Source organism: Glycomyces sp. NPDC047010 (assembly GCF_040644205.1).
Lineage (GTDB): Bacteria > Actinomycetota > Actinomycetes > Mycobacteriales > Micromonosporaceae > Glycomyces.
Window position 1 is genome coordinate 147,801 of record NZ_JBEYVY010000005.1, and the last position, 18,715, is coordinate 166,515.

General features: G+C 69.3%; 17 protein-coding genes, 1 tRNA gene and 2 pseudogenes. 12 read left to right on the forward strand and 8 right to left on the reverse strand.

Features of this window, described 5'->3' with window-relative positions; all coding sequences use genetic code 11:
- The first annotated feature begins 179 nt into the window (after positions 1 to 179).
- The 3 genes from AB0A65_RS12020 (at position 180) to AB0A65_RS12030 (ending at position 3,132) form a co-directional block, all read left to right on the forward strand.
- Positions 180 to 2,318, forward strand: a complete 2,139-nt coding sequence (locus AB0A65_RS12020) for a peroxidase family protein (RefSeq protein WP_359950394.1) — start codon at positions 180 to 182, stop codon at positions 2,316 to 2,318.
- A 137-nt stretch (positions 2,319 to 2,455) separates the two neighbouring features.
- The gene (locus AB0A65_RS12025; RefSeq protein ID WP_359950396.1) at positions 2,456 to 2,716 is read left to right on the forward strand and encodes a plasmid stabilization protein; all 261 of its coding nucleotides are present in this window, start codon (positions 2,456 to 2,458) and stop codon (positions 2,714 to 2,716) included.
- The gene (locus AB0A65_RS12030; protein ID WP_359950398.1) at positions 2,710 to 3,132 is read left to right on the forward strand and encodes a type II toxin-antitoxin system VapC family toxin; all 423 of its coding nucleotides are present in this window, start codon (positions 2,710 to 2,712) and stop codon (positions 3,130 to 3,132) included. The genes AB0A65_RS12025 and AB0A65_RS12030 overlap by 7 nt, the downstream gene beginning before the upstream one ends.
- Before the next feature lie 59 nt (positions 3,133 to 3,191).
- On the opposite strand, the gene fbaA is transcribed toward AB0A65_RS12030, so the two are convergent.
- Positions 3,192 to 4,214 carry a class II fructose-bisphosphate aldolase gene (gene fbaA, locus AB0A65_RS12035; RefSeq protein WP_359950400.1) on the reverse strand — a complete coding sequence of 341 codons (1,023 nt, stop codon included), beginning with the start codon at positions 4,212 to 4,214 and terminating at the stop codon, positions 3,192 to 3,194.
- 184 nt (positions 4,215 to 4,398) lie between these two features.
- Between fbaA and AB0A65_RS12040 the strand changes: the two genes are divergently transcribed.
- Positions 4,399 to 4,602, forward strand: a complete 204-nt coding sequence (locus tag AB0A65_RS12040) for a hypothetical protein (protein WP_359950402.1) — start codon at positions 4,399 to 4,401, stop codon at positions 4,600 to 4,602.
- Positions 4,603 to 4,662: 60 nt separating this feature from the next.
- Here AB0A65_RS12040 and AB0A65_RS12045 read toward each other — a convergent pair whose 3' ends face one another.
- A complete protein-coding gene (locus tag AB0A65_RS12045) occupies positions 4,663 to 6,741 on the reverse strand; it encodes a S9 family peptidase (RefSeq protein ID WP_359950404.1) in 2,079 nt (692 codons plus the stop codon).
- Between the two features lie 150 nt (positions 6,742 to 6,891).
- Here AB0A65_RS12045 and AB0A65_RS12050 point away from each other — a divergent pair, with 150 nt between their 5' ends.
- Entirely contained in the window at positions 6,892 to 7,827 is a 936-nt protein-coding gene (locus AB0A65_RS12050; protein ID WP_359950406.1) for an ATP-binding cassette domain-containing protein, read from the forward strand.
- The gene (locus AB0A65_RS12055; protein ID WP_359950408.1) at positions 7,827 to 9,686 is read left to right on the forward strand and encodes a YhgE/Pip domain-containing protein; all 1,860 of its coding nucleotides are present in this window, start codon (positions 7,827 to 7,829) and stop codon (positions 9,684 to 9,686) included. The genes AB0A65_RS12050 and AB0A65_RS12055 overlap by 1 nt, the downstream gene beginning before the upstream one ends.
- A gap of 45 nt (positions 9,687 to 9,731) precedes the next feature.
- On the opposite strand, the gene AB0A65_RS12060 is transcribed toward AB0A65_RS12055, so the two are convergent.
- Positions 9,732 to 10,484 carry a TetR/AcrR family transcriptional regulator C-terminal domain-containing protein gene (locus AB0A65_RS12060; RefSeq protein ID WP_359950410.1) on the reverse strand — a complete coding sequence of 251 codons (753 nt, stop codon included), beginning with the start codon at positions 10,482 to 10,484 and terminating at the stop codon, positions 9,732 to 9,734.
- A 90-nt stretch (positions 10,485 to 10,574) separates the two neighbouring features.
- Between AB0A65_RS12060 and AB0A65_RS12065 the strand changes: the two genes are divergently transcribed.
- The gene (locus tag AB0A65_RS12065) at positions 10,575 to 10,970 is read left to right on the forward strand and encodes a VOC family protein (protein WP_359950411.1); all 396 of its coding nucleotides are present in this window, start codon (positions 10,575 to 10,577) and stop codon (positions 10,968 to 10,970) included.
- Here the strand turns inward: AB0A65_RS12065 and AB0A65_RS12070 are convergent.
- Positions 10,967 to 12,214 (reverse strand): glycoside hydrolase family 27 protein, encoded by a 1,248-nt coding sequence (locus tag AB0A65_RS12070; protein WP_359950413.1) that lies wholly within the window; start codon positions 12,212 to 12,214, stop codon positions 10,967 to 10,969. The genes AB0A65_RS12065 and AB0A65_RS12070 overlap by 4 nt on opposite strands.
- 283 nt (positions 12,215 to 12,497) lie before the next feature.
- Here AB0A65_RS12070 and AB0A65_RS12075 point away from each other — a divergent pair.
- A tRNA-Phe gene (locus AB0A65_RS12075) sits at positions 12,498 to 12,571 on the forward strand.
- A 302-nt stretch (positions 12,572 to 12,873) separates the two neighbouring features.
- Here the strand turns inward: AB0A65_RS12075 and AB0A65_RS12080 are convergent.
- Complete coding sequence (locus AB0A65_RS12080; RefSeq protein ID WP_359950415.1) at positions 12,874 to 13,743, reverse strand: hypothetical protein; 870 nt, start codon at positions 13,741 to 13,743, stop codon at positions 12,874 to 12,876.
- Between the two features lie 614 nt (positions 13,744 to 14,357).
- The gene (locus AB0A65_RS12085) at positions 14,358 to 14,909 is read right to left on the reverse strand and encodes a hypothetical protein (RefSeq protein WP_359950417.1); all 552 of its coding nucleotides are present in this window, start codon (positions 14,907 to 14,909) and stop codon (positions 14,358 to 14,360) included.
- 90 nt (positions 14,910 to 14,999) lie between these two features.
- Between AB0A65_RS12085 and AB0A65_RS12090 the strand changes: the two are divergent.
- The 4 genes and pseudogenes from AB0A65_RS12090 to AB0A65_RS12105 form a co-directional block, all read left to right on the forward strand.
- Positions 15,000 to 15,335 (forward strand): annotated as a pseudogene (locus tag AB0A65_RS12090) (transposase family protein); the annotation flags it as partial.
- A gap of 63 nt (positions 15,336 to 15,398) precedes the next feature.
- Positions 15,399 to 15,554: pseudogene (locus AB0A65_RS12095) on the forward strand (transposase); the annotation flags it as partial.
- A gap of 177 nt (positions 15,555 to 15,731) precedes the next feature.
- Entirely contained in the window at positions 15,732 to 16,097 is a 366-nt protein-coding gene (locus tag AB0A65_RS12100) for a hypothetical protein (RefSeq protein ID WP_359950419.1), read from the forward strand.
- Positions 16,097 to 16,969, forward strand: coding sequence for a hypothetical protein (locus tag AB0A65_RS12105; RefSeq protein ID WP_359950421.1), 873 nt, complete (start codon positions 16,097 to 16,099; stop codon positions 16,967 to 16,969). The genes AB0A65_RS12100 and AB0A65_RS12105 overlap by 1 nt, the downstream gene beginning before the upstream one ends.
- A gap of 112 nt (positions 16,970 to 17,081) precedes the next feature.
- On the opposite strand, the gene AB0A65_RS12110 is transcribed toward AB0A65_RS12105, so the two are convergent.
- Entirely contained in the window at positions 17,082 to 17,753 is a 672-nt protein-coding gene (locus tag AB0A65_RS12110; protein ID WP_359950423.1) for a TetR/AcrR family transcriptional regulator, read from the reverse strand.
- 212 nt (positions 17,754 to 17,965) lie between these two features.
- Positions 17,966 to 18,667 carry a TetR/AcrR family transcriptional regulator gene (locus AB0A65_RS12115; RefSeq protein WP_359950425.1) on the reverse strand — a complete coding sequence of 234 codons (702 nt, stop codon included), beginning with the start codon at positions 18,665 to 18,667 and terminating at the stop codon, positions 17,966 to 17,968.
- Positions 18,668 to 18,715: the final 48 nt, after the last annotated feature.

An 18,715-nucleotide genomic window follows, 5' to 3' on the forward strand; every position in this document is an offset into this window, starting at 1 on the left:
ATTGCCCTCCCGCGACCTCCGGGTTTAGATTCGGGGCCTCAATCGCATACCCCCGCGATGCGAGGCCGTACGGCGCGGCCTCCGAGGTTCTCCATCGCACAAGCCGACCTCCGGCGGAGCCGGGGCGCAGCCGACGCCCGTGCCCGCGGTCCGCTGCGCTGACCCGACGGAGACCCGCCATGACCCGACCCGCCGTCCTCACCCGACCGCGCGACCCGCGCACCGAACCGCTGCGCCGCAGCAGAAGACGCGGCACCGCGCTCAAACTCACCGCGTTCGCCCTCGTGTTCCTCCTCGCCGCCGCCCTCGCCGTGATCGCCGAGGCGGGCGGGCGCGGGAACCGGCCCGCCCGGCAGGTGGAGCTGTCCCGGGCCCTCCCCTTCGACATCGAGTCCCTCGACGGCACCGGCAACAACGAGGCCGAACCCGACTGGGGCGCCGCCGGGCAGCCCTACCAGCGCCTCGCCCCCGCCGCGTACGCAGACGGGATCGGCGCCATGCAGGAGGGCCCCGACCCGCGGTACGTCTCGAACCGCGTGTTCGCCGACGACCACGTCAACCTCTTCTCCGAACGCGGCCTGTCCCAGTGGAACTGGGCCTGGGGCCAGTTCGTCGTCCACAACATCGCGCTCCGGCAGACCTCCGCGCACGACGACCCGGCCGCCGAGGCCGTCACCGTCCCCTTCGACAACGCCGACCCCTTGGAGGAGTTCACGAACGACGCCGAGACGCTCCCGTTCCTGCGGTCCGTGCCCGCCGAGGGCACCGGCGTCGACTCCCCGCGCGAGCAGGTGGACCTCCTGCCGTCCTACCTCGGCGGGTTCGAGCTCTACGGCGGCACCGAGGACCGGCTCGAATGGCTCCGCGACGGCGAGGTGAACGGCGACCTCGCCGACAACGCGGCCACGTTCATGCTCGACGGCGGCTACCTCCCCACCGCCGACCTGCGCGGCGACGCGGCCGCCGCGCCCTACATGGACGCGAGCGGGCGCCTCATGGCCGACCCGGCCGCCGCGATGGTCACCGGCGACATCCGCGCCAACCAGTCCCCGTCCCTGCTCGCCCTCTCGACCCTGTTCGCGCGCGAGCACAACCGCATCGTCGCCGAACTCCCGCGGCGCCTCACCGACGAGGCCAGGTTCGAGATCGCCCGCCGCGTCGTCGTCGCCGAGATCCAGCGGATCACGTACGAGGAGTTCCTCCCCGCGCTCGGCGTCGAGCTCCCCGACTACGAGGGCTACGACCCCGACACGCACGTGCAGGTCTCGAACGAGTTCGCGACGGTCGCGTTCCGGGCCCACTCGATGATCCACGGCGACTTCCTCGTCGACGTCGCCGACGGCTACTACACCGACGAGGAGCTGGAGGCCCTGGAGGCCGCGGGCCTGGAGGTCGAGGCGGGCGAGGACGGCGTGGAGGCCGAGGCCCCCGCGGGCCTCATGTTCTTCAACCCCGACCTGTTCCGGGACGTCGGCCTGGAGGCGTTCGTCCACGGCATGTCCGTGCAGACCGAGTACAACAACGACGAGATGGTCGACAACCAGCTCCGCTCGGTCCTCAACCAGGTGCCGGTCGGCGACGCCACCGACTGCCTCGACTCCTCCGAGTGCTTCACCATGGTCACCGACCTGCCCGCGCTCGACCTGGTGCGCGCCCGCGACCACGGCCTGCCCGGGTACAACGCGCTGCGCGAGGCGTTCGGCCTGGAACCGGCCGCCAGTTTCACCGACATCACCGGCGAGGACACCGAGGCGCTCCCCGAGGGCCTGACGATCGACTCGCCCGAGATCATGGCGTTCACCGCGTTCAGCGACGTCGACGGGAACCCGGTCACCGAGGAGGAGGCCCGCGGCGACGGCACCGCCATCACCGCCGAGCGAGCGTCCACGGTCGCCGCGCGGCTCGCGGCCCTCTACGGCGACACCGACTCCCTCGACGCGATCACCGGCATGATGGCCGAACCGCACCTCCCCGGCTCCGAGTTCGGCGAGCTCCAGCAGGCGATGTGGGCCGCGGAGTTCACGATGCTCCGCGACGGCGACCGCTTCTTCTACCGCGCCGACGACGCCCTTGACTACATCGCCGACCGCTACGACGTCGAACCGGTCGCCACCCTCGCCGAGCTCATCACCGGCAACACCGGCATCGGCGCGGGCGACCTCCAGGAGAACGTCTTCTTCGCCGAGGAGACCGCCCCGCTCCCCGCCGCCGCCCGCGACACCGAGGACCCGCCCGCCCGCGGCTGCCACCACCGCCAGGCCGCCGCCACCACCCAGGACCGCTGCCCGGGCCGCCGCTTCAGAGAACCGGAGCGCTGAACCAGGCAGCAGGAGGCCCCGCGGCCCGAAAGGGCCGCGGGGCCGCCACCTTGAAGTGATCCACGACATGTGGATTCTTCGGCGTGTTCTCACGAATTCTCAGTGCTAGCATTATTTAAGGTTAGGGGGTGGTTTTGATGGCAGATACTAAGGCGATGTCCGTTCGCGGCATCGACCCCGAGCTCTACAAGTGGCTCAAGATCCGTGCGGTGCAGCACGACCGGTCCATGGAGGCTGAAACGCGCGAGATCCTCGCGGAGGCCAAGCGCGTTGACGAGGCCGAGGGGAACGGCTCCGTCGGCGCACTCTTCGACGCCTTCCGGAAGGAGACGGGCGGCGTCGAGTTCGACCTCCCCGAGCGGAACGACCTCCCCCGAGCGGCGGACTTCTCGTGGTGATCGTCCTCGACACCAACGTGTTTCGCGAAGGCGTGCACCCGAAAGGCGATCCGAAGGTCAAGGAGTGGCTCCGGCAGCTGCCGCTTGAGGAGTCGACCACCACGATCATCAACGTCGCCGAGATGCGGGCGGGAACGGCGAGAATGCCGTACGGCCGTGACCGCATCCACCTCGAAACCTTCATCGAGCGGCAGATCGTCGAAGGCTACGGCGACCGCCTCCTCCCGTTCGACCTCACGGCCGCAGCTGTCTACGCGGCGGACGTCGCGGAACGGGAACGGCGGGGCCGGCAGGTCGGGGCGCTCGACGTCATGATCGGCGCGATCTGCAAGGTGCACGGCACCGCGATCGCCACCCGGAACGTCAAGGACTTCGAGGGCATCGGCCTCCAGATCGTCAATCCCTGGGAGCTCTGAGTACGGCGGAGGGCCCGGACGCATCGCGTCCGGACCCTCGTTCGCCTTGCGGCGCAGTCTTACTTGATCTTGGTGCCCGCGGAGCGGAGCTGCTGGCAGGCTTCGATGATGCGGGCGGCCATGCCGGCCTCGGCGAGCTTGCCGTAGGCGCGCGGGTCGTACGCCTTCTTGTTGCCGACCTCGCCCTCGACCTTGAGCACGCCGTCGTAGTTCTTGAAGATGTGGTCGACGATCGGGCGGGTGAACGCGTACTGCGTGTCCGTGTCGATGTTCATCTTGATGACGCCGAAGTCGACGGCGTCGGAGATCTCCTGCGCGGTGGAGCCGGAGCCGCCGTGGAAGACCAGGTCGAACGGCTTGTCCTTGCCGAGCTCCTTGCCGATCTCGTCCTGGATCTCCTTGAGGATCTCCGGGCGCAGGTGCACGTTACCGGGCTTGTACACGCCGTGGACGTTGCCGAAGGTCAGCGCGGTCATGTAGCGGCCGTTCTCGCCGGAGCCGAGGGCGGCGACGGTGGCGCGGGCGTCCTCGACGGTGGTGTACAGCTGCTCGTTGATCTCGGCCTCGACGCCGTCCTCTTCGCCGCCGACGACGCCGATCTCGACTTCGAGGACGACCTTCGCCTTGGAGGTGCGGGCGAGGAGGTCCTCGGCGATCTCCAGGTTCTCGGCGAGCGGCACGGCCGAGCCGTCCCACATGTGCGACTGGAACAGGGGCTCCTCGCCGCGGGCCACGCGCTCCTCGGAGATGGCGAGGAGGGGGCGGACGAAGCCGTCGAGGTGGTTCTTCGGGCAGTGGTCGGTGTGCAGGGCGACCTTGACCGGGTAGTTCTTGGCGATCTCGTGCGCGGCGGCGGCGAGCGCGGCGGCACCGGTGACCTTGTCCTTGATCGAGGGGCCGGAGAGGTACTCGGCGCCGCCGGTCGAGACCTGGACGATGCCGTCGGACTCGGCCTCCGCGAACGCGGCGAGCGCGGCGTTGAGGGTCTGGGTCGAGGTCACGTTGATCGCGGGATAGGCGAAGGAGCCGGCCTTCGCCCGGTCGAGCATCTCGTTGTATTCCTCGGGTGTTGCGATAGGCATGCTGCCTGCTCCTTTTACAAGTCGATGATTGCTCCCCGACCGGGGGCCAGACCCAGACGCCGCTGTCTGATGGCCTCGAACTGTTGCGTCGAGGTGAAGTATCGCCCACGAACATGTGAAGGCACGTCCCAGGCTACCTGGTGGTTCACTGGCCGGACGCGGCCCTCGGCACTACGGTTGGTTTATGAATTATCACCAGGAATGGGCCGAAGAGAACGACGAGCTGTCGGAGTTCGACCTCGCGAACTCCGCCGATCCGCCCGGTGACGACGACCCCGAAGCGCCCGTGACGGATCCGGAGCCGCCGGACGAGGCCGACCCCGCGGACGCCGCCGACCAGCTCGTGATCATCCAGTTCGGCGAGGACGACGAGTCCCCCGAGCAGTAGGCAGAGAAGGGCCCGGTCCCGCAGCGCGCTGCGGAGCCGGGCCCCTGTGCATTCCGGTCGTTAAGCGGTACCCAGCCGGTCGAGGATCCATGCGAGGTTGAACGCCTCCTCCTCCCAGGCGTCGTAGCGCCCGGACCGGCCGCCGTGCCCGGCCTCCATCTCGGTCTTGAGGAGCACGTCCGAGTCGGGGCTCTCGCGGCGCAGCTTCGCGATCCACTTGGCGGGCTCGTGGAAGCCCACGCGGGTGTCGTTGAGGCTGGTCACCGCGAGGATCGCCGGGTACGTGACCCCGGTGATGTTCTCGTACGGCGAGTACGACTTCATGTACGCGTACACCTCGGGCGATTCGAGCGGGTTGCCCCACTCCTCCCACTCGATGACGGTGAGCGGCATCGTCGGGTCGAGGATCGTGTTGAGCGCGTCCACGAATGGGACGTCGGCGAGGATGCCCGTGAACCGCTCGGGGGCGAGGTTCGCGACCGCGCCCATGAGCAGCCCCCCGGCGGACCCGCCGCGGGCGACGATCCGGTCCGGCGCGGCCCAGCCGACCGACGCGAGGTGCTCGGCGCAGTCCACGAAGTCGGTGAACGTGTGCTTCTTCTCCAGGAGCTTGCCCTGCTCGTACCACTGCCGGCCCATCTCGCCGCCGCCGCGCACGTGCGCGATGGCGAAGACGACGCCGCGGTCGAGCAGACTCAGGCGCGCGATCGAGAAGTACGGGTCGATGGAGTGCTCGTAGGAGCCGTACCCGTACAGCAGGCACGGGGCGGTGCCGTCGGCCTCGACCCCGGCCTTCGCGACGATGGAGATCGGGACCTTGGTGCCGTCCTGGGCGGTCGCCCACTCGCGGTACTGCACGTAGTCGGCGGGGTCGAAGTCGCCGAGCACCGGCGTCTGCTTGCGCAGGTGCAGCTCGGCGGCGTCGATGTCGTAGTCGTACACCGAGGACGGCGTCACGAGCGACGTGTACCCGAGGCGGATCTGCCGCGACTCGTAGTCGGGGTTCTCGCCGAGCCCGACGCTGTAGATCGGCTCGTCGAACGCGATCTCCGTCAGGACGCCCGCGTCGTCGAGGATGCCGACCTGCGAGAGGCCCGCGCGCCGCATCGAGACCACGACGTGGTCGTTGAACGCGTCGGCGGACTCCAGGCGCACCGCCTCGTCATGGGCGATGACCTCGTGGAACTGCGTGGTGTCGTCCACAGGGGTCCAGCCGAGGGTGAAGTTCTCGGCGTTCCGGTTGTGCAGCACCCAGAAGCGGTCGCCCTGGTGGTCCACGGAGACCTCGACGCCCTGCTCGCGGCCGTTCCCGAACACCGTGAACTCGCCGGTGGGGTCGGCGGCGTCGAGGTAGCGGACCTCGGTGGTGATCTTGGAGCCGGACACGATGAACAGGTACCGCTCGGAGCGGGTGAGGTCGATGCCGGTCCAGAACCGCTCGTCGTCCTCCTGGTGGACCAGGACGTCCTTGTCCTCGTGCTCGCCGAGGACGTGCCGCCACACCTGGTGGGGGCGCCACGCGTCGTCCACCTTGGTGTAGAAGAACACCGAGCCGTCGAGGGACCAGGACCCGCCGTAGAACACGTTCGGGATGTCGTCGGGGAAGTCGTCCCCGGTGCGCAGGTCCCTGAACCGCAGGGTGAACCGCTCGTCCCCGGAGTAGTTCACGGCGTAGGCCAGCAGGTTCCCGTCGGGGGAGACGTCGCAGGTGCCCAGGGAGAAGAAGTCGTGGCCCGCGGCGAGCTCGTTGCCGTCGACGAGGATCTCCTCGCCCTCGACCGCGACCCCGGCCTCCACCTGGGGCGGCGTGTCCCCGGCGGCCTTGACGCGGCACTGGATGCCGTACTGCTTCCCCTCCTCGGTGCGCCCGTAGTACCACCAGCCGCGCTTGCGGACGGGGACGGAGAGGTCGGTCTCCTGGGTGCGGCCCTTGATCTCGCCGAAGATCGCCTTGCGGAGCGGGGCGAGGTGCCCGGTCCTGGATTCGGCCCAGGCGTTCTCGGCCCGGAGGTAGTCGAGCGTCTCGGGGTCCTCGGGGTCCTTCAGCCAGGCGTACGGGTCGTCGACGGTGTCGCCGTGGTGGGTTCGCGCGTGTTCGCGGCGGGGCGCCGCGGGTTTCGCGGGTTGCGTTTCCGACATGCCTCAACAATAAGGGCCCGGCGCGGGACGTGCCGGTCACAGCGCGCCTCCCTTCACTCGATCATAAGTTACTCGCGAGTAATATCTGCGTGGTTGGAATCCCGTGAAAACGCCCGAACCAGGGCGCACCGGCCTGTGAGGATAGTGCCCATGAGCGACAGGAGCGACGACGAGGGGCCTGTGCCCGGAACGTCCGCGAGCGAACCCGGCGGGACCGGGGCCACCGGACCCGAAAACGAAACGGCGCCAACGGAGTCGATCCCCGCGGCCGACGCCGTCCCGGAGCCGGTCGAACTCCCGCGCGAAGGCGCCGCCGTCGCCCCGCCGCCCGCCGCCGTCCCCGCGTTCGACGCCACGACGGTCATCGACCGGACCGCGCTCCTCGAACATCCGAACGGCGACCCGTTCCTCGACGCCCGCGGCCTCACCGCGACCGGCCGCCAGGGCGCGATCTTCACCGACGTCAGCGTCTCCGCCCGCCTCGGCCAGGTCGTCGCCGTCTGCGGCGACGGCGGCGACGGCCGCTCGTCCCTCCTCCTCGCCCTCGCCGGGCGCTTCCGCACCTCCGGCGGGACCCTCACCGTCGACGGCCAGACCCGCCCCGCGCAGATCCGCCGCCGCTTCACCGTCGCCCAGGCCGGGCCCCCGATCCGCTTCGCGGAGTACCACACCGTGGCCTCCTGCATCAAGGAGACGACCACCGTCTCCGGCGGCACCGCCACGCCCGCGAACATCCACGCCTGGCTCGACCGCCTCGCCGTCGGCGTCGACACCGGCGACACCTTCGGGTTCCTGCCCCGCATCGACCAGATCCGCTTCGCCATCGCCTGCGCCGCCGCCTCGCGCACGCCCGCGATCCTCGTCGACGACGCCGACACCGGACTCGACCACTGCGGCGGCGAACGCGTCTTCGAGGCCCTCCGCACCGTCGCCGACGCCGGCCAGCTCGTCATCGCCGCCTGCACCCGCACCGACCCGCCCGCCGACACCGTCGTCGACCTCCGCGGCCAGGACCACGCCAGGCACACCCGCCGCCGCACCCACCACGAGCGCGGCCACCACGAACGCAACGGAGGCCACCAGTGATGAGCCCGTTCAAACTCGCGGCCGCCGAACTGCGGCGCTTCCGCGGCCACCCGATCCGCACCCTCGCGCTCGTCGCGATCGTCCTCATCCCGCTCGTCTACGGCGGCCTCTACCTGTGGTTCGCCTGGAACCCGTACGGCAAGCTCGACCAGATGCCCGTGGCCGTCGTCAACGAGGACACCGGCGCCTCAGTGGACGTCGACGGCGACACCCAGCAGATCAACGGCGGCGACCAGCTCGTCGAGCAGCTCAAGGAAGACCGCATCTTCGACTGGCGGTTCGTCTCCGCCTCCAATGCGGCCCAAGGGCTCGAAGACGGCGACTACTACATGGTCATCACCGTCCCCGCGGACTTCTCCACGCACCTCGCGAGCCTCTCCGGCGACGACCCCGAGCAGGCCACCGTCGAGTTCGACCTCAACGACGCCAACGGCTACGTCGCGGGCATCATGGCCTCCACCGTGGAGGCCGAACTGCGGAACCAGATCAACACCGCCGTGTACGTCACGTTCGCCACCACCATCTTCGGCGACCTCACCGAACTCCACTCGGGCCTCACCGAAGCCTCCGACGGCGCCACCGAACTCGCCGACGGCGCGGGCACCGCCCAGACCGGCGCGAGCGACCTCGAATCCGGCCTCGGCGAGCTCACCACCGGCGCCCAGCAGGTCGCCGACGGCGCCTCCCAGGTCAGCGACGGCGTCGACCAGGCCGTGGACGTCGCCCAGCCCGTCGTCCAGACCCTCGCCGACAACTGGTCCGACATCCAGACCGGCGCCTCCAGCGCCGCCGACCTCGCCGACCGCGCCGACACCGACCTCGACACCGTCTACAGCACCCTGTGCACCGACAACGCCGACGCGGACGCCGACGCCTGCTCGCAGCTCCAGGGCTTCATCTCCGACGCCGACACCGCCAACTCCGACATCCAGGACGCCAACGACCGGATCCAGTCCACGTCCACCGACACCCTCGACCAGGCGTCGGAGGACCTCACCACCCTCCAGACCGGCGCGAGCGACGTCGCCGACGGCGCCTCCCAGGTCGCCACGGCCGCCGCCACCGCCGAGTCCGGCGCGGGCGACCTCGCCGACGGCCTCACCGACCTCCAGGACGGCGCCACCACCCTCGCCACCAAGCTCGCCACGGCGGCCGAGTCGGTGCCCAGCACCAACCCGGCCGACGACTCCGACAACGCCGAGGCGTACGGCAGCCCCGTCGCCATCAGCGAGAAGAACCTCAACCCGGCCGACACCTACGGGCGCGGCCTCGCCCCGTTCTTCATCGCGATCGCGTTGTGGGTCTTCGGCCTCATGGCCTACCTGGTCCTGTCCACGGTGAACCAGCGGGCCCTGGCCGGGCCGCTGCGCTCCGTCCCGATCGCGATCGGCGGCTGGCTGCCGGGCGCGTTCCTCGGGGTCCTGTCGGCGGTCGTCCTCTACCTCGCGGTGGAACTGGGCCTGGGCCTGAACCCGAAGGACGCGTTGGACACCGTCGGCCTGTCGGTGCTCGTCATCCTCACCTTCACGGCGATGGCGCACCTGTTCAAGCTCGCCTTCGGCACGGCCGGAAGCCTGCTGCTGGTCGTGCTGCTGATGCTCCAGCTCACGAGCGCGGGCGGCCTGTACCCGGTGGAGACGACGCCGAAGTTCTTCCAGGCGCTGCATCCGCTTCTCCCGATGAGCTACGTGGTGGACGCCTTGCGGGTGACGATCAGCGGCGGCGAGACGGCCCACGTCGTCAGGGCCCTGGTGATCCTCGCGGTCTACCTGGTCGGCGCGCTGGCGCTCTCGTCGCTGGTGGTCGCCGCGCGGCGGCGCTGGAAGCCCGACAGCCTGAACGAGCCGCTGCAGGTCTGAGCAAGACGGCCCGGCCCGGAGGCGACTCCGGACCGGGCCATTGCCTTAGTCCCGCTTGATGAACCGCTCCAGCCCGTCGAGCACCCGCGCGAGTCCGAACTCGAACGCGTGCCCGGCGTCGTAGGCACCGCCGTGCGCCTCCCCGGCGGCTTCGCCGACCCGGACCGCGGTGGGGAACCGCTCCGGGTCGAGCACCTTCGCGAGCAGGGGCCCGTTGCGGGCCCACCACTCCTGATCGCTCATGGAACTCGCGGCCCGCTCCGCATCGACCGAGGCCGCGTCCCGTGCGGTGGTCCGCACGAACCCGAGCAGGTACCCGAGCGCGTCGTCCATGCCGACGTCGTCGAGCCCGAGGCCCTCGAACGCCCTGAGCTCGTGCTCGTACTTCGCGCACTGCCCCGGCCCCAGCGGCGGCCGGCCGGGCGAGACCGAAGCGGCCCAAGGGTGCCGCCGGTACAGCAGGTAGTTCTCCCGGGCGACGAGCGACAACCGCTCGCGCCAGGGCCGTTCTCCCATGTCTGCTCGCTCCATGGACCGGAACAGGAAGTCGAGCATGAGGGCGGCGAGCTCGCTCTTCCCGGGGACGTACGTGTACAGGGTCATCGGGGCCTTCCCGAGCTCCTGGGCGAGCCGCCGCACGGTCACCGCCTCCAGCCCCTCGGCGTCGGCGAGTTCGATCGCGGCGGCGACGACCTCGTCGACCGTGAGCCCCTTGCGGGGCCCGCGGCTCCCTTCGGGCCCTGCTCTCCACAGCAGTTCGAGCAGGTTCGGCTTCGGCGTCTCAGTGGCGGCACTCACGCGGAAAGCCTAGCCGGAAAAGTTGTACGCCGTACGACGTACTAAGTACAATATACAACGTACGAAGAAAATCACCGCCAAGGAGCGCCCATGCGAATCACCTCGTCCGCCGTCTCGCTCAACGTCGCCGACCCGACCGCCTCCGCCGACTTCCTCAAGCGCCACTACGGCTTCACCGAGGACATGGCCGCCGACGGCTTCGTCTCGCTCTCCCGCCCCGACGCCGGGTTCAACGTGATCTTCCTGCGGACCGGCCTCGCCACCTTCAAGCCCGACAGCGCGAAAGGCCACGCCGACGGCCTCCTCCTCGCGTTCGTCGTCGACGACATCGACGCCGAGTACGAGCGCATCCAGGCCGAGGGCGTCGCGATCACCACCCCGATCGAGACCGAGGAGTGGGGCGAGCGCTACTTCCAGACCGCCGACCCCAACGGGGTCGTCGTGCAGCTCGTCCAGTGGATGACCGGCCCGGAGGCGACCGCTTAGGAGAGCCGGAACAGCGCCGAGCCGTGCGGTTGCAGCTTCACCCGCAGCGCGTCCCCGGGGACCAGGTCCGCGCGGTTCCAGCAGTCCCTGATCCGCCCCGGCTGCGCCGTCCCGAGGACGGCCCACGGGACCTGGATCTCGGCCGGTTCGGGGCCGCGGTTGAAGAGCGCCGCGAACGCGCCGTCCTCGGAGGCCCAGGCCACGAGCTTGCCCTCGCGCCACACCTCGCGGGCCCCGGCGGGGTGGCGCTGGGCCGCGAGGACCTCGGGGTTGGTGAGCAGTTCGATCGTTTCAGTGCTGGAGTTCGGCAGGTCGGCGCCGACCATGAGCGGGGAGCGGGCGATGCACCACAGGGTGAGCATCGTCCGCTGCTCGTCGGGGGTGAGCAGGCTCTCGCGCGGCTCGCCGACCTCGGCGCGGACGCCCATGCGGCCCAGGGGGAGCATGTCGGCGTCGGGCCAGTGGCCCGGCCCGGCGTGCGGGGCCCATTCGCGCAGGAGGTCGAACTGGGCGTTGACGTCGCGCCACCGGTCCCACAGGTCCGCGGAGATCCGCCACAGGTGGGAGTGGGCCTTGAGGTGCTCGGCGTGGCCGGTGGAGAGGTTCATGCCCGGGGAGAGGCTGAGGAGGATGTCGCGGTCGGCGCCGTCGATCGCGTGCCAGAACGCCTCGACCTCGTCCTCCCAGTAGGGGGCGGTCATGTCGTCGGCCTTCACGTAGTCGACGCCCCAGTCCGCGAACTGGCGGGCGAGCGCGTCGTAGTACGCCTGGCCACCGGGGTGGGAGTGGTCGATGCCCCAGTTGTCATCGATCCAGGCGGAGATCCGCTCCCGGTCGGGGATGTGCGCCGCCGAGTACTCGCTGCCCTTGATCGGGGTGTCGGCCGCGACCGCCTGGCGCGGGACGCCGCGCAGGACGTGCAGGCCGAACTTGAGGCCGAGGGAGTGCACGTAGTCGGCGAGCGGCTTGAACCCGGCGCCGCCCGCGGCCGAGGGGAACCGGTTCGGCGCGGGCTGCGGGAGGCCGTACTCGTCCAGGACCAGCCTGGTCCCGGAGTTGTACCCGCCCGCACGCGCGGCCGGGTCGTACCACTGGATGTCGACGACGACGTACTCCCAGCCGTGCTCGGCCAAGTGCTCGGCGATGAACTCGGCGTTCGCGCGCGTCTCGGCCTCGGTGACCGAGGTCCCGAACACATCCCACGAATTCCAGCCCATCGGCGGGACGGCAGCGAGTCGGGTCACGGAAACCTCCTCGGGGGGTAAGGTGCCCTGTACGCTACCCGCGACCGCCGACGGGTTCCACCGTCGCACCGAAAATGCTTGCGCCGCTTTGACTTGGTTGATCAGCAGTTCGCCCGCCTTGCCCCGCCCCGAACGGGTCGCGCGCCCCGCGCATCGCACCCGATCGGGTCCCCCGCCCCGCCGCCCCCGTCGGGGCGGACGTCACGTTCTCCGCAACACCAGTTCGGCCCCCCGACCGCCGATGTTGTACAGTGTTCACGGCAACGCGCAGCGCGTGTTTCCTGGCCAGGTAGCTCAGTTGGTACGAGCGTCCGCCTGAAAAGCGGAAGGTCGCCGGTTCGACCCCGGCCCTGGCCACCCTCACCACCAGGCATTTCTCCCCGTCTACCAGCACGAACACTGGAAGACGGGGTTTCCTCTTGTCCGGCGCGGACCGGTGAAATCCGGCTGGAAACGGCCGATCTGTGGCCCCAGCGTGGCTCCGACATTTCAGTCAAATCGCACTAAGCGGATAAAGCGGTCATTCTAAACGTGAGGGTGCCACCTCCTGAAGGATGATTTTTCGGCCTGAAGCTGAAGCATCATCAGGGCGGGATCCAGGTACTGCGACTGCGCGGGACGGAGACGATCTCCTTGCGGCGCAGAGGATTCGGCATCCTTCAGATACGGTGCCAGTTGCTCGGCGGTAAACACAGGGGCAGTAGGCATGGTCGGCAGGGTCTGGAGCGGATCGATCTCGGCGGCATGTCTCCGGGCCCATTCGAGCCACGCAACGGCCGACTCCAGCCCCGGGGTAGCGGGATCGGCCGCGGCGATCTGCTCCTCGAAGGCGTCGCAGTATGCCGATATCGCGAGGTGCGCTCACGGTCTTCTGCCGCCCGGGTAGCGAGGCCATCGATGACTTCGGGAAGGCGGTCTTCCAGCTGGCCGGTCTTGCGGTCGGCCCACCGGCACCGGCTGCCCGATTTCGTATGGGGCAGCTTGATCTTGAGCAGCTGCGACTTGACCGCATCGAGCGTCTGCGGGAACTCCTGAGCGATGGTGACCTGGTAGGAGTACCCGTCGACCTCGACCCAGATCCAGCCTGCACGATGCTCCGACTGTCGGCGGATCCCGCTGTAATGCAGCTCGGCCTCGCCCGAGCGATCCCGGACCTGCCAACCGCGCTCTTCGGCGGCCGCAGCAAGCGCCTGCAACAGCAGCAGGGACCGGTGCCGGAGCTGCTTCGGCATGGCGAGCTTCCCGGCATCGTCACGAAGCCGGGCCACGACCGGGTGCAGGCGGTCCAAGCGCTGCGGTACCGGCACTCGTGCCAACGCCGCGGCGCGTTTGCGAGCGGCATTGGGATGGGCGCCTGCCACGAGCTTGATGGTCAGGTCGCCGCGTTCGGATCCGGTGCACTCGATGAACTCGCCCTCAGGGACCAGCTCGTACCGCTTCGCATAGTGGATGGTCTTGCGCCAGTGCCCGCGTTCGGACTGATCCGGATCGGCGATGACGACCCGGCGCTCGCGAACCAGACGCTCCACCAGCGACAGCGCCTCCCGGCGACGAGCCCCAGGAGCAGCGGGACGCGTTCGCCCACCGGGTCCCGGATCCGACCGCGCATCCTCGCCGACCACACGCCGCTGCTGCCTCGGCGGCGACCCGAATGCAGATACCCGCGTCGCAACCCCAAGTTGGGTGCCGTCCCGATCGAGGACGACCCGACCGGCCTCAGTGATCGTCGCCCGCCACTTCCCGCCGCTCCTGCGAACCGTCACCAGACCACGGGAAGCAAGCGAGCGAGCCGTGATCCGCAGACCCACCCGGTCATCCCCGCTGAGATCATCCCCATCCCCGACCAACCGCAGCGTCGAGCGCTGGCGCTCGTTCAGTTGCGAAACCCTGCCCATCGCCGCTCCCAGCACTCAAGACGCTCGCTGCCAGACGACAGCAGCGCAGGTTCCCATGCTCGCAGCATGCCGCATCTTCGGGCATGCTTTGCGGGCGCGCGTGTCGGCCCCGTGACGTGCGTGGTTCAAGAGCTGCGACATTCGCTGCTGTGATGATTGCGGGGACGCCACCGCCACTAAGGGTTGTCCCATAAGCGGTTCGAGAGGGTGCTCGGTGCAATGGCTTCGGGAGCTTGCCGTTCTGGGTTTCAGCACTGCCAGAGGAACGCGGCCTCGGAGCAGCATTGGCACGTGAAGACGTATCCGCGGCCGCTGCCACCGAAGTTCGCCGCTGTGGTGTGGTGGAGTCCCTCTTCGAGTGAGACCATGAATTTCATGGGGTCAGCGCAACTCGGGCAGGTGGGGGTCTCATCGTTCTGGATCCACTCCGGCTCTCCGCTGAGCTGCCCGAGTACTCCATCGCCATCGGGTGCGACCGTATCGTCTGGGAGCAGTGATGTGACCGCGCCGAGGAGCGTCTGGCCTTCGGTCGGGGCGGCGGCCGCATGCAGTTCCCCGGTGAACAGGAACGCCTGGTTGCCGCCGGAAGTGGCGTTCCAGTCGTCGCACATGCCGGGGTCGTTCTGGCAGTAGAACACCGCGACCGCGCCGCCGTCAACGGGCACGTGAGCGAGGAACTGCATGGCCCCCTCGCACTCGGCGCAGGTGGGCCAGTTGAACCCGCGCGGTACGAGCGGCACGCCTCCCGTGCGCAGGACAGGGGCGTCCGGGGCGGGTGCTCCGCCGGAGATCAGCATCATGGCGGATACCCTAATGGCTCTCAAGGATGTTGTTGGGGCGCATGGGATCATGCCTGAGTTCCAGGTGCGGTCAATACGGCGGACGAGATCATGGTCGAGCTTTTCAGCTGGCTGTCGGCGAGGCAGTTCGCCCGACTTATCCGCCAGCTGCGCGCTGAGGGTGCTGACCCGGTGCTCAAGGGCCGCCCCTGGAAGCGCGGCTTCGCCGACCGGGTCTTGCTGGTCGCCGCGTACTGGCGCACGAATCTGACGATGCGCCAGATCGCGGCGCTGTTCGGGACGTCGAAGTCGGCCGTCGGCCGCGTCATCGACGACTTCGCCCCCAAGCTCGCGTTTCGCCCGAGGCAGTGATACGCGCCTGAAACGGTGCTCATCGTCGACGGCGCCCTGGTCCCGACCAGAGACCACACAGTGGCGGCGAAGTCGACGCAAGCGGAAGGACCAACCCCTCGTCGACTGGAAGGAAGCGCACAACGCCTCCCACCGGAATATGTCGAAGTATTGTCCGATCGCGCTGCGGCCGACGCGGTCCGGGCCCGAATGGACTGGAAGTACCTGCTCGGTCTGGAGCTGGACGACCCGGGCTTTCACTTCTCGGCCCTCAGCGAGTTCCGCACTCGACCGAGACCTGAAGGGGCCGACGGAGACAGCTCGTTCCCTGGTCGGCGTCTGCCTGCACGCCAGGGGATCCGAAGGTTGCGAAGACCGGGTAGCCTCTACTGGAACAGTGTTCCAGTGATTCCCGCCTCACGGCGGTCCCGCTGCGGAAGCTCGCTGGTCGACACGTTTCCCCCCTGCGACTCCTGGAAGTGAGATCAGGACATGCCCGAAACCAGCCGATATACACAGGACACTGAAGCGATCAGAGACGTCGCGAACAGCGATTTCGCGGCGATCGCTGACGACCTGGCCGAAGCTCGCAGGGTCTTCATCGCATCCTGCATCGACACCGCCGGCTTCTTCGAGGACCCTCCGGGGCCGGAGCTGTACTCCTTGAGGTGCAAATGGGCCGAGGCCGGCGAGGCGATCGCCAGGGGCATGGCGCTGTCGGTGGAGCGGATCGAGGATGCGGCCGCATCGCTCCGGCAGACCGCTGACGACTACGACGATGCCGACGACCAAGCGGCAGCGGATCTCGACGGGATCAACGGCCTCGCCGACGCCCCGCAGTCCGGGGGCGGGTTCTAATGCCGAAGGACGACGCGACATTCACCTCCGATCTGGACGCCGTCAGGGAGAAGTTCCAGGAAGCGTCCGAAAAGAACATGCGGGAAGCCTACGGGTTCATGCTTCGAGACCAGTTCGAGTCGCAGATGAACAGAGTCCAGTCAGGCCTCCGGTTCGTCAACGAGATCGGATCCATCTCGGGCGGAACCGCAATCGTGACCGACGCGCTCGAACTCCAGGTCCTGCCCCGGCTGAAAGAGTACGAGCTGTCGAACAACGAGGGGCCGGTGCAGATCGTCCGCGGCAAGCTCGAAGAGTGGCACGGACCGGAGGGCAGCGCCTCCTATCAGTTCAAATGGGCGTACCTTCCCCAGTTGGCGACCGCTCTGGAGAACCAGCTCGCCGCCATGCAGTCGATGGCGGCGATCATGACGAGCTATGAAGCCGTGCTCGATCAAGTGCGGCAGAAGACCCTCGACATCCTCAAAGAAGCGACCAAGGCGATCGACGACAACACTGAGCAGGTCGAGCAGGCGTCTTCGGTCGCGGCGATGGTGACCGCGGTCGTCACCGGGCTCGCCGGCGGAGCCACCGTCGGCGGGCCGAAGGCGCCGTTCGCGGCAGCCGTGTTCGGGGCGCTAGGGGCCGTGGGGGTGAAACTGGACGCCGTCGCCACCGCGACCGAGGGCGACAACTGGTTCGACATCACCGGCGACATGCTGGAGAAACTCCAGGACGTCGCCACCGCGACAAAGGAGGAGGCGGGTGTTCTCGCCTCTGCGCTCGACGAGGTGCTGAACTATGCGGCTGGCGATTTCAGCTCCGAGTTCGTTCCTCCCGCGGTCCTTTCGACCGGAGTCAGCGCCGCCGCCTTCGACGGCTTCGCCGGATAGCACCGCATCCGGACCAGGCGGGTGCCGCCGGTGAGGCATCCGCCGCCGATCGGCGCGCCGCCGCAGGCCACAACCGGTGGAAGAGGAGCGCTCATCACGACGCTCGATCGGCTCAGCGGCTGATCTGCGCGCTGAGCCCGTCGAGCATGGTCTCGATGACATAGCGGTAGTAGTGGTCGACCGCCGCGTCCTCTGTGAAGGAGGCGGCGACGGCGCCGAGTTCGGACGCCCCGCCGCTGCCAGCGCCGACCTCTTTGAGGCCGCCTGCGATCCGGCTCCGGTCGCGAGCGCCGTCATCCGCCTTGACCAGGCGCTCGTCGCCTGCCGCGATGGTCAGCAGCGCGCAATTGACCACTGCGGCGTAGGCCATGCCGACCTGCTCGCCGAGCCCGGCCCTGCGCAGGACGGTGACGCCGTCGTCCATGATCGGCACGAGACTCGCGAACGTCGGGCCGTGCATCAGCACCCACATCGCGCTGCCGGGGACCGCCGCCATCCTGGCCCGGGCGGGGAACAGCAGCGCCCGAAACCAGTCCTTCCAGCCGAGTCTGGGATCGGGGTGGTCGAGTTCGGCCACCACGCGCTCGACGACGCGGCGGCACAACTCCTCCTTGTCGCCGACATGGTGGTAGATCGCCGAGGTCGAGACCCCGAGCGCCTTGGCCAGGTCCCGCTGCGACCAGGTGTGCAGACCCCGGTCCCGCGACAGGGCCACCGCACCGTCGACGACCCGCCCGGGGGTGAGCCCCGCACGAGTGGCGGGTCCTTTCGGCGAGTCCTCCACGATTCCCTCCCCCTGCGCCCGCCGCGAACCGCGGGGTGCCCGACGGCTTTCGCGCCGCGATGCCGCGCGCCTTGACCACCGAAGGGTAGCCACATCCCCGGCGCCGGACCAAACGCCGGGAGTCCGGCCCGCTCGCCGCAACCCGCAACCGGGCGGGGCCGCGGGAGGGTTCCGCGCCCTCGCCCGAGCGAGATCGGCCCTCCCGACCTACTTCAAGATGCGCATCGTTCGCCGGGCAGGTGTGCCCGGATCAGGGTCAGGACTGCCTCGATGAGGGCGGTGAACTGCTCGTCGGGGGTCGGCGGTTCGAGGGCGGCGGCTTCACGGAGGACGGGGAGGTCGAGATCGGCGTGGGCGTTGAGCCAGGTGCCGGGGACGAGTGGGGATCGGCTGGTGGGGCCGGGGCCGGTCGGTTGGTCGACCATGAGGGCGAACGAGAGGACCAGGAGCGACTGGTGGCGGTGGACCTCAATGGCGGCCGGGAGCGTGAGGCCGACCTTGCGCAGGAACGCCAGATACCGGTCGAGGTGGAGGAGCCGGTTGGGGTGGATCGAGGTCGGGGGCGCGTCCTCCTCGAGGGCGATCAGGAGGGCACGGGGCCAGCGCCGGTACAGCTCGCGCAAGGACCGGGCGTAGGCGGCGGCCGAAGCCTGCCAGTCCCCGGGTTCGAGGGCCGGGGGGTTCCAGGCCGCGAGCATCTGGGTCACGGCGAGGTCCACGACCTCCTGGCGGTCCTCGACGTAGTTGTACAGGGCCCTGACGGTGACGTCGAGTTCGGTTGCGAGCGCGCGCATGGTGATCGACCGGAACCCCTCACGGCCTGCCATTTCCAGCGCCTTGGCGGCGATCGCCTCGCGAGTGAGGACCGGGCGGCCCTTGCGGGTGGCCGGGCGGCGGCGCGGGGAAGTCGACATGGGGTCAGCGTACCCGCCCTCACATTAAACTTCACACATGTTGACTTT

Coding starts and splice junctions, on each gene's coding strand:
- AB0A65_RS12085 (WP_359950417.1), bottom strand. CDS start 14,909: ATGATGCTGATCTCCGGCGGAGCACCCGCCCCGGACGCCCCTGTCCTG.
- AB0A65_RS12040 (WP_359950402.1), top strand. CDS start 4,399: ATGAATTATCACCAGGAATGGGCCGAAGAGAACGACGAGCTGTCGGAG.
- AB0A65_RS12055 (WP_359950408.1), top strand. CDS start 7,827: ATGAGCCCGTTCAAACTCGCGGCCGCCGAACTGCGGCGCTTCCGCGGC.
- AB0A65_RS12050 (WP_359950406.1), top strand. CDS start 6,892: ATGAGCGACAGGAGCGACGACGAGGGGCCTGTGCCCGGAACGTCCGCG.
- fbaA (WP_359950400.1), bottom strand. CDS start 4,214: ATGCCTATCGCAACACCCGAGGAATACAACGAGATGCTCGACCGGGCG.
- AB0A65_RS12045 (WP_359950404.1), bottom strand. CDS start 6,741: ATGTCGGAAACGCAACCCGCGAAACCCGCGGCGCCCCGCCGCGAACAC.
- AB0A65_RS12020 (WP_359950394.1), top strand. CDS start 180: ATGACCCGACCCGCCGTCCTCACCCGACCGCGCGACCCGCGCACCGAA.
- AB0A65_RS12115 (WP_359950425.1), bottom strand. CDS start 18,667: ATGTCGACTTCCCCGCGCCGCCGCCCGGCCACCCGCAAGGGCCGCCCG.
- AB0A65_RS12100 (WP_359950419.1), top strand. CDS start 15,732: ATGCCCGAAACCAGCCGATATACACAGGACACTGAAGCGATCAGAGAC.
- AB0A65_RS12065 (WP_359950411.1), top strand. CDS start 10,575: ATGCGAATCACCTCGTCCGCCGTCTCGCTCAACGTCGCCGACCCGACC.
- AB0A65_RS12105 (WP_359950421.1), top strand. CDS start 16,097: ATGCCGAAGGACGACGCGACATTCACCTCCGATCTGGACGCCGTCAGG.
- AB0A65_RS12025 (WP_359950396.1), top strand. CDS start 2,456: ATGGCAGATACTAAGGCGATGTCCGTTCGCGGCATCGACCCCGAGCTC.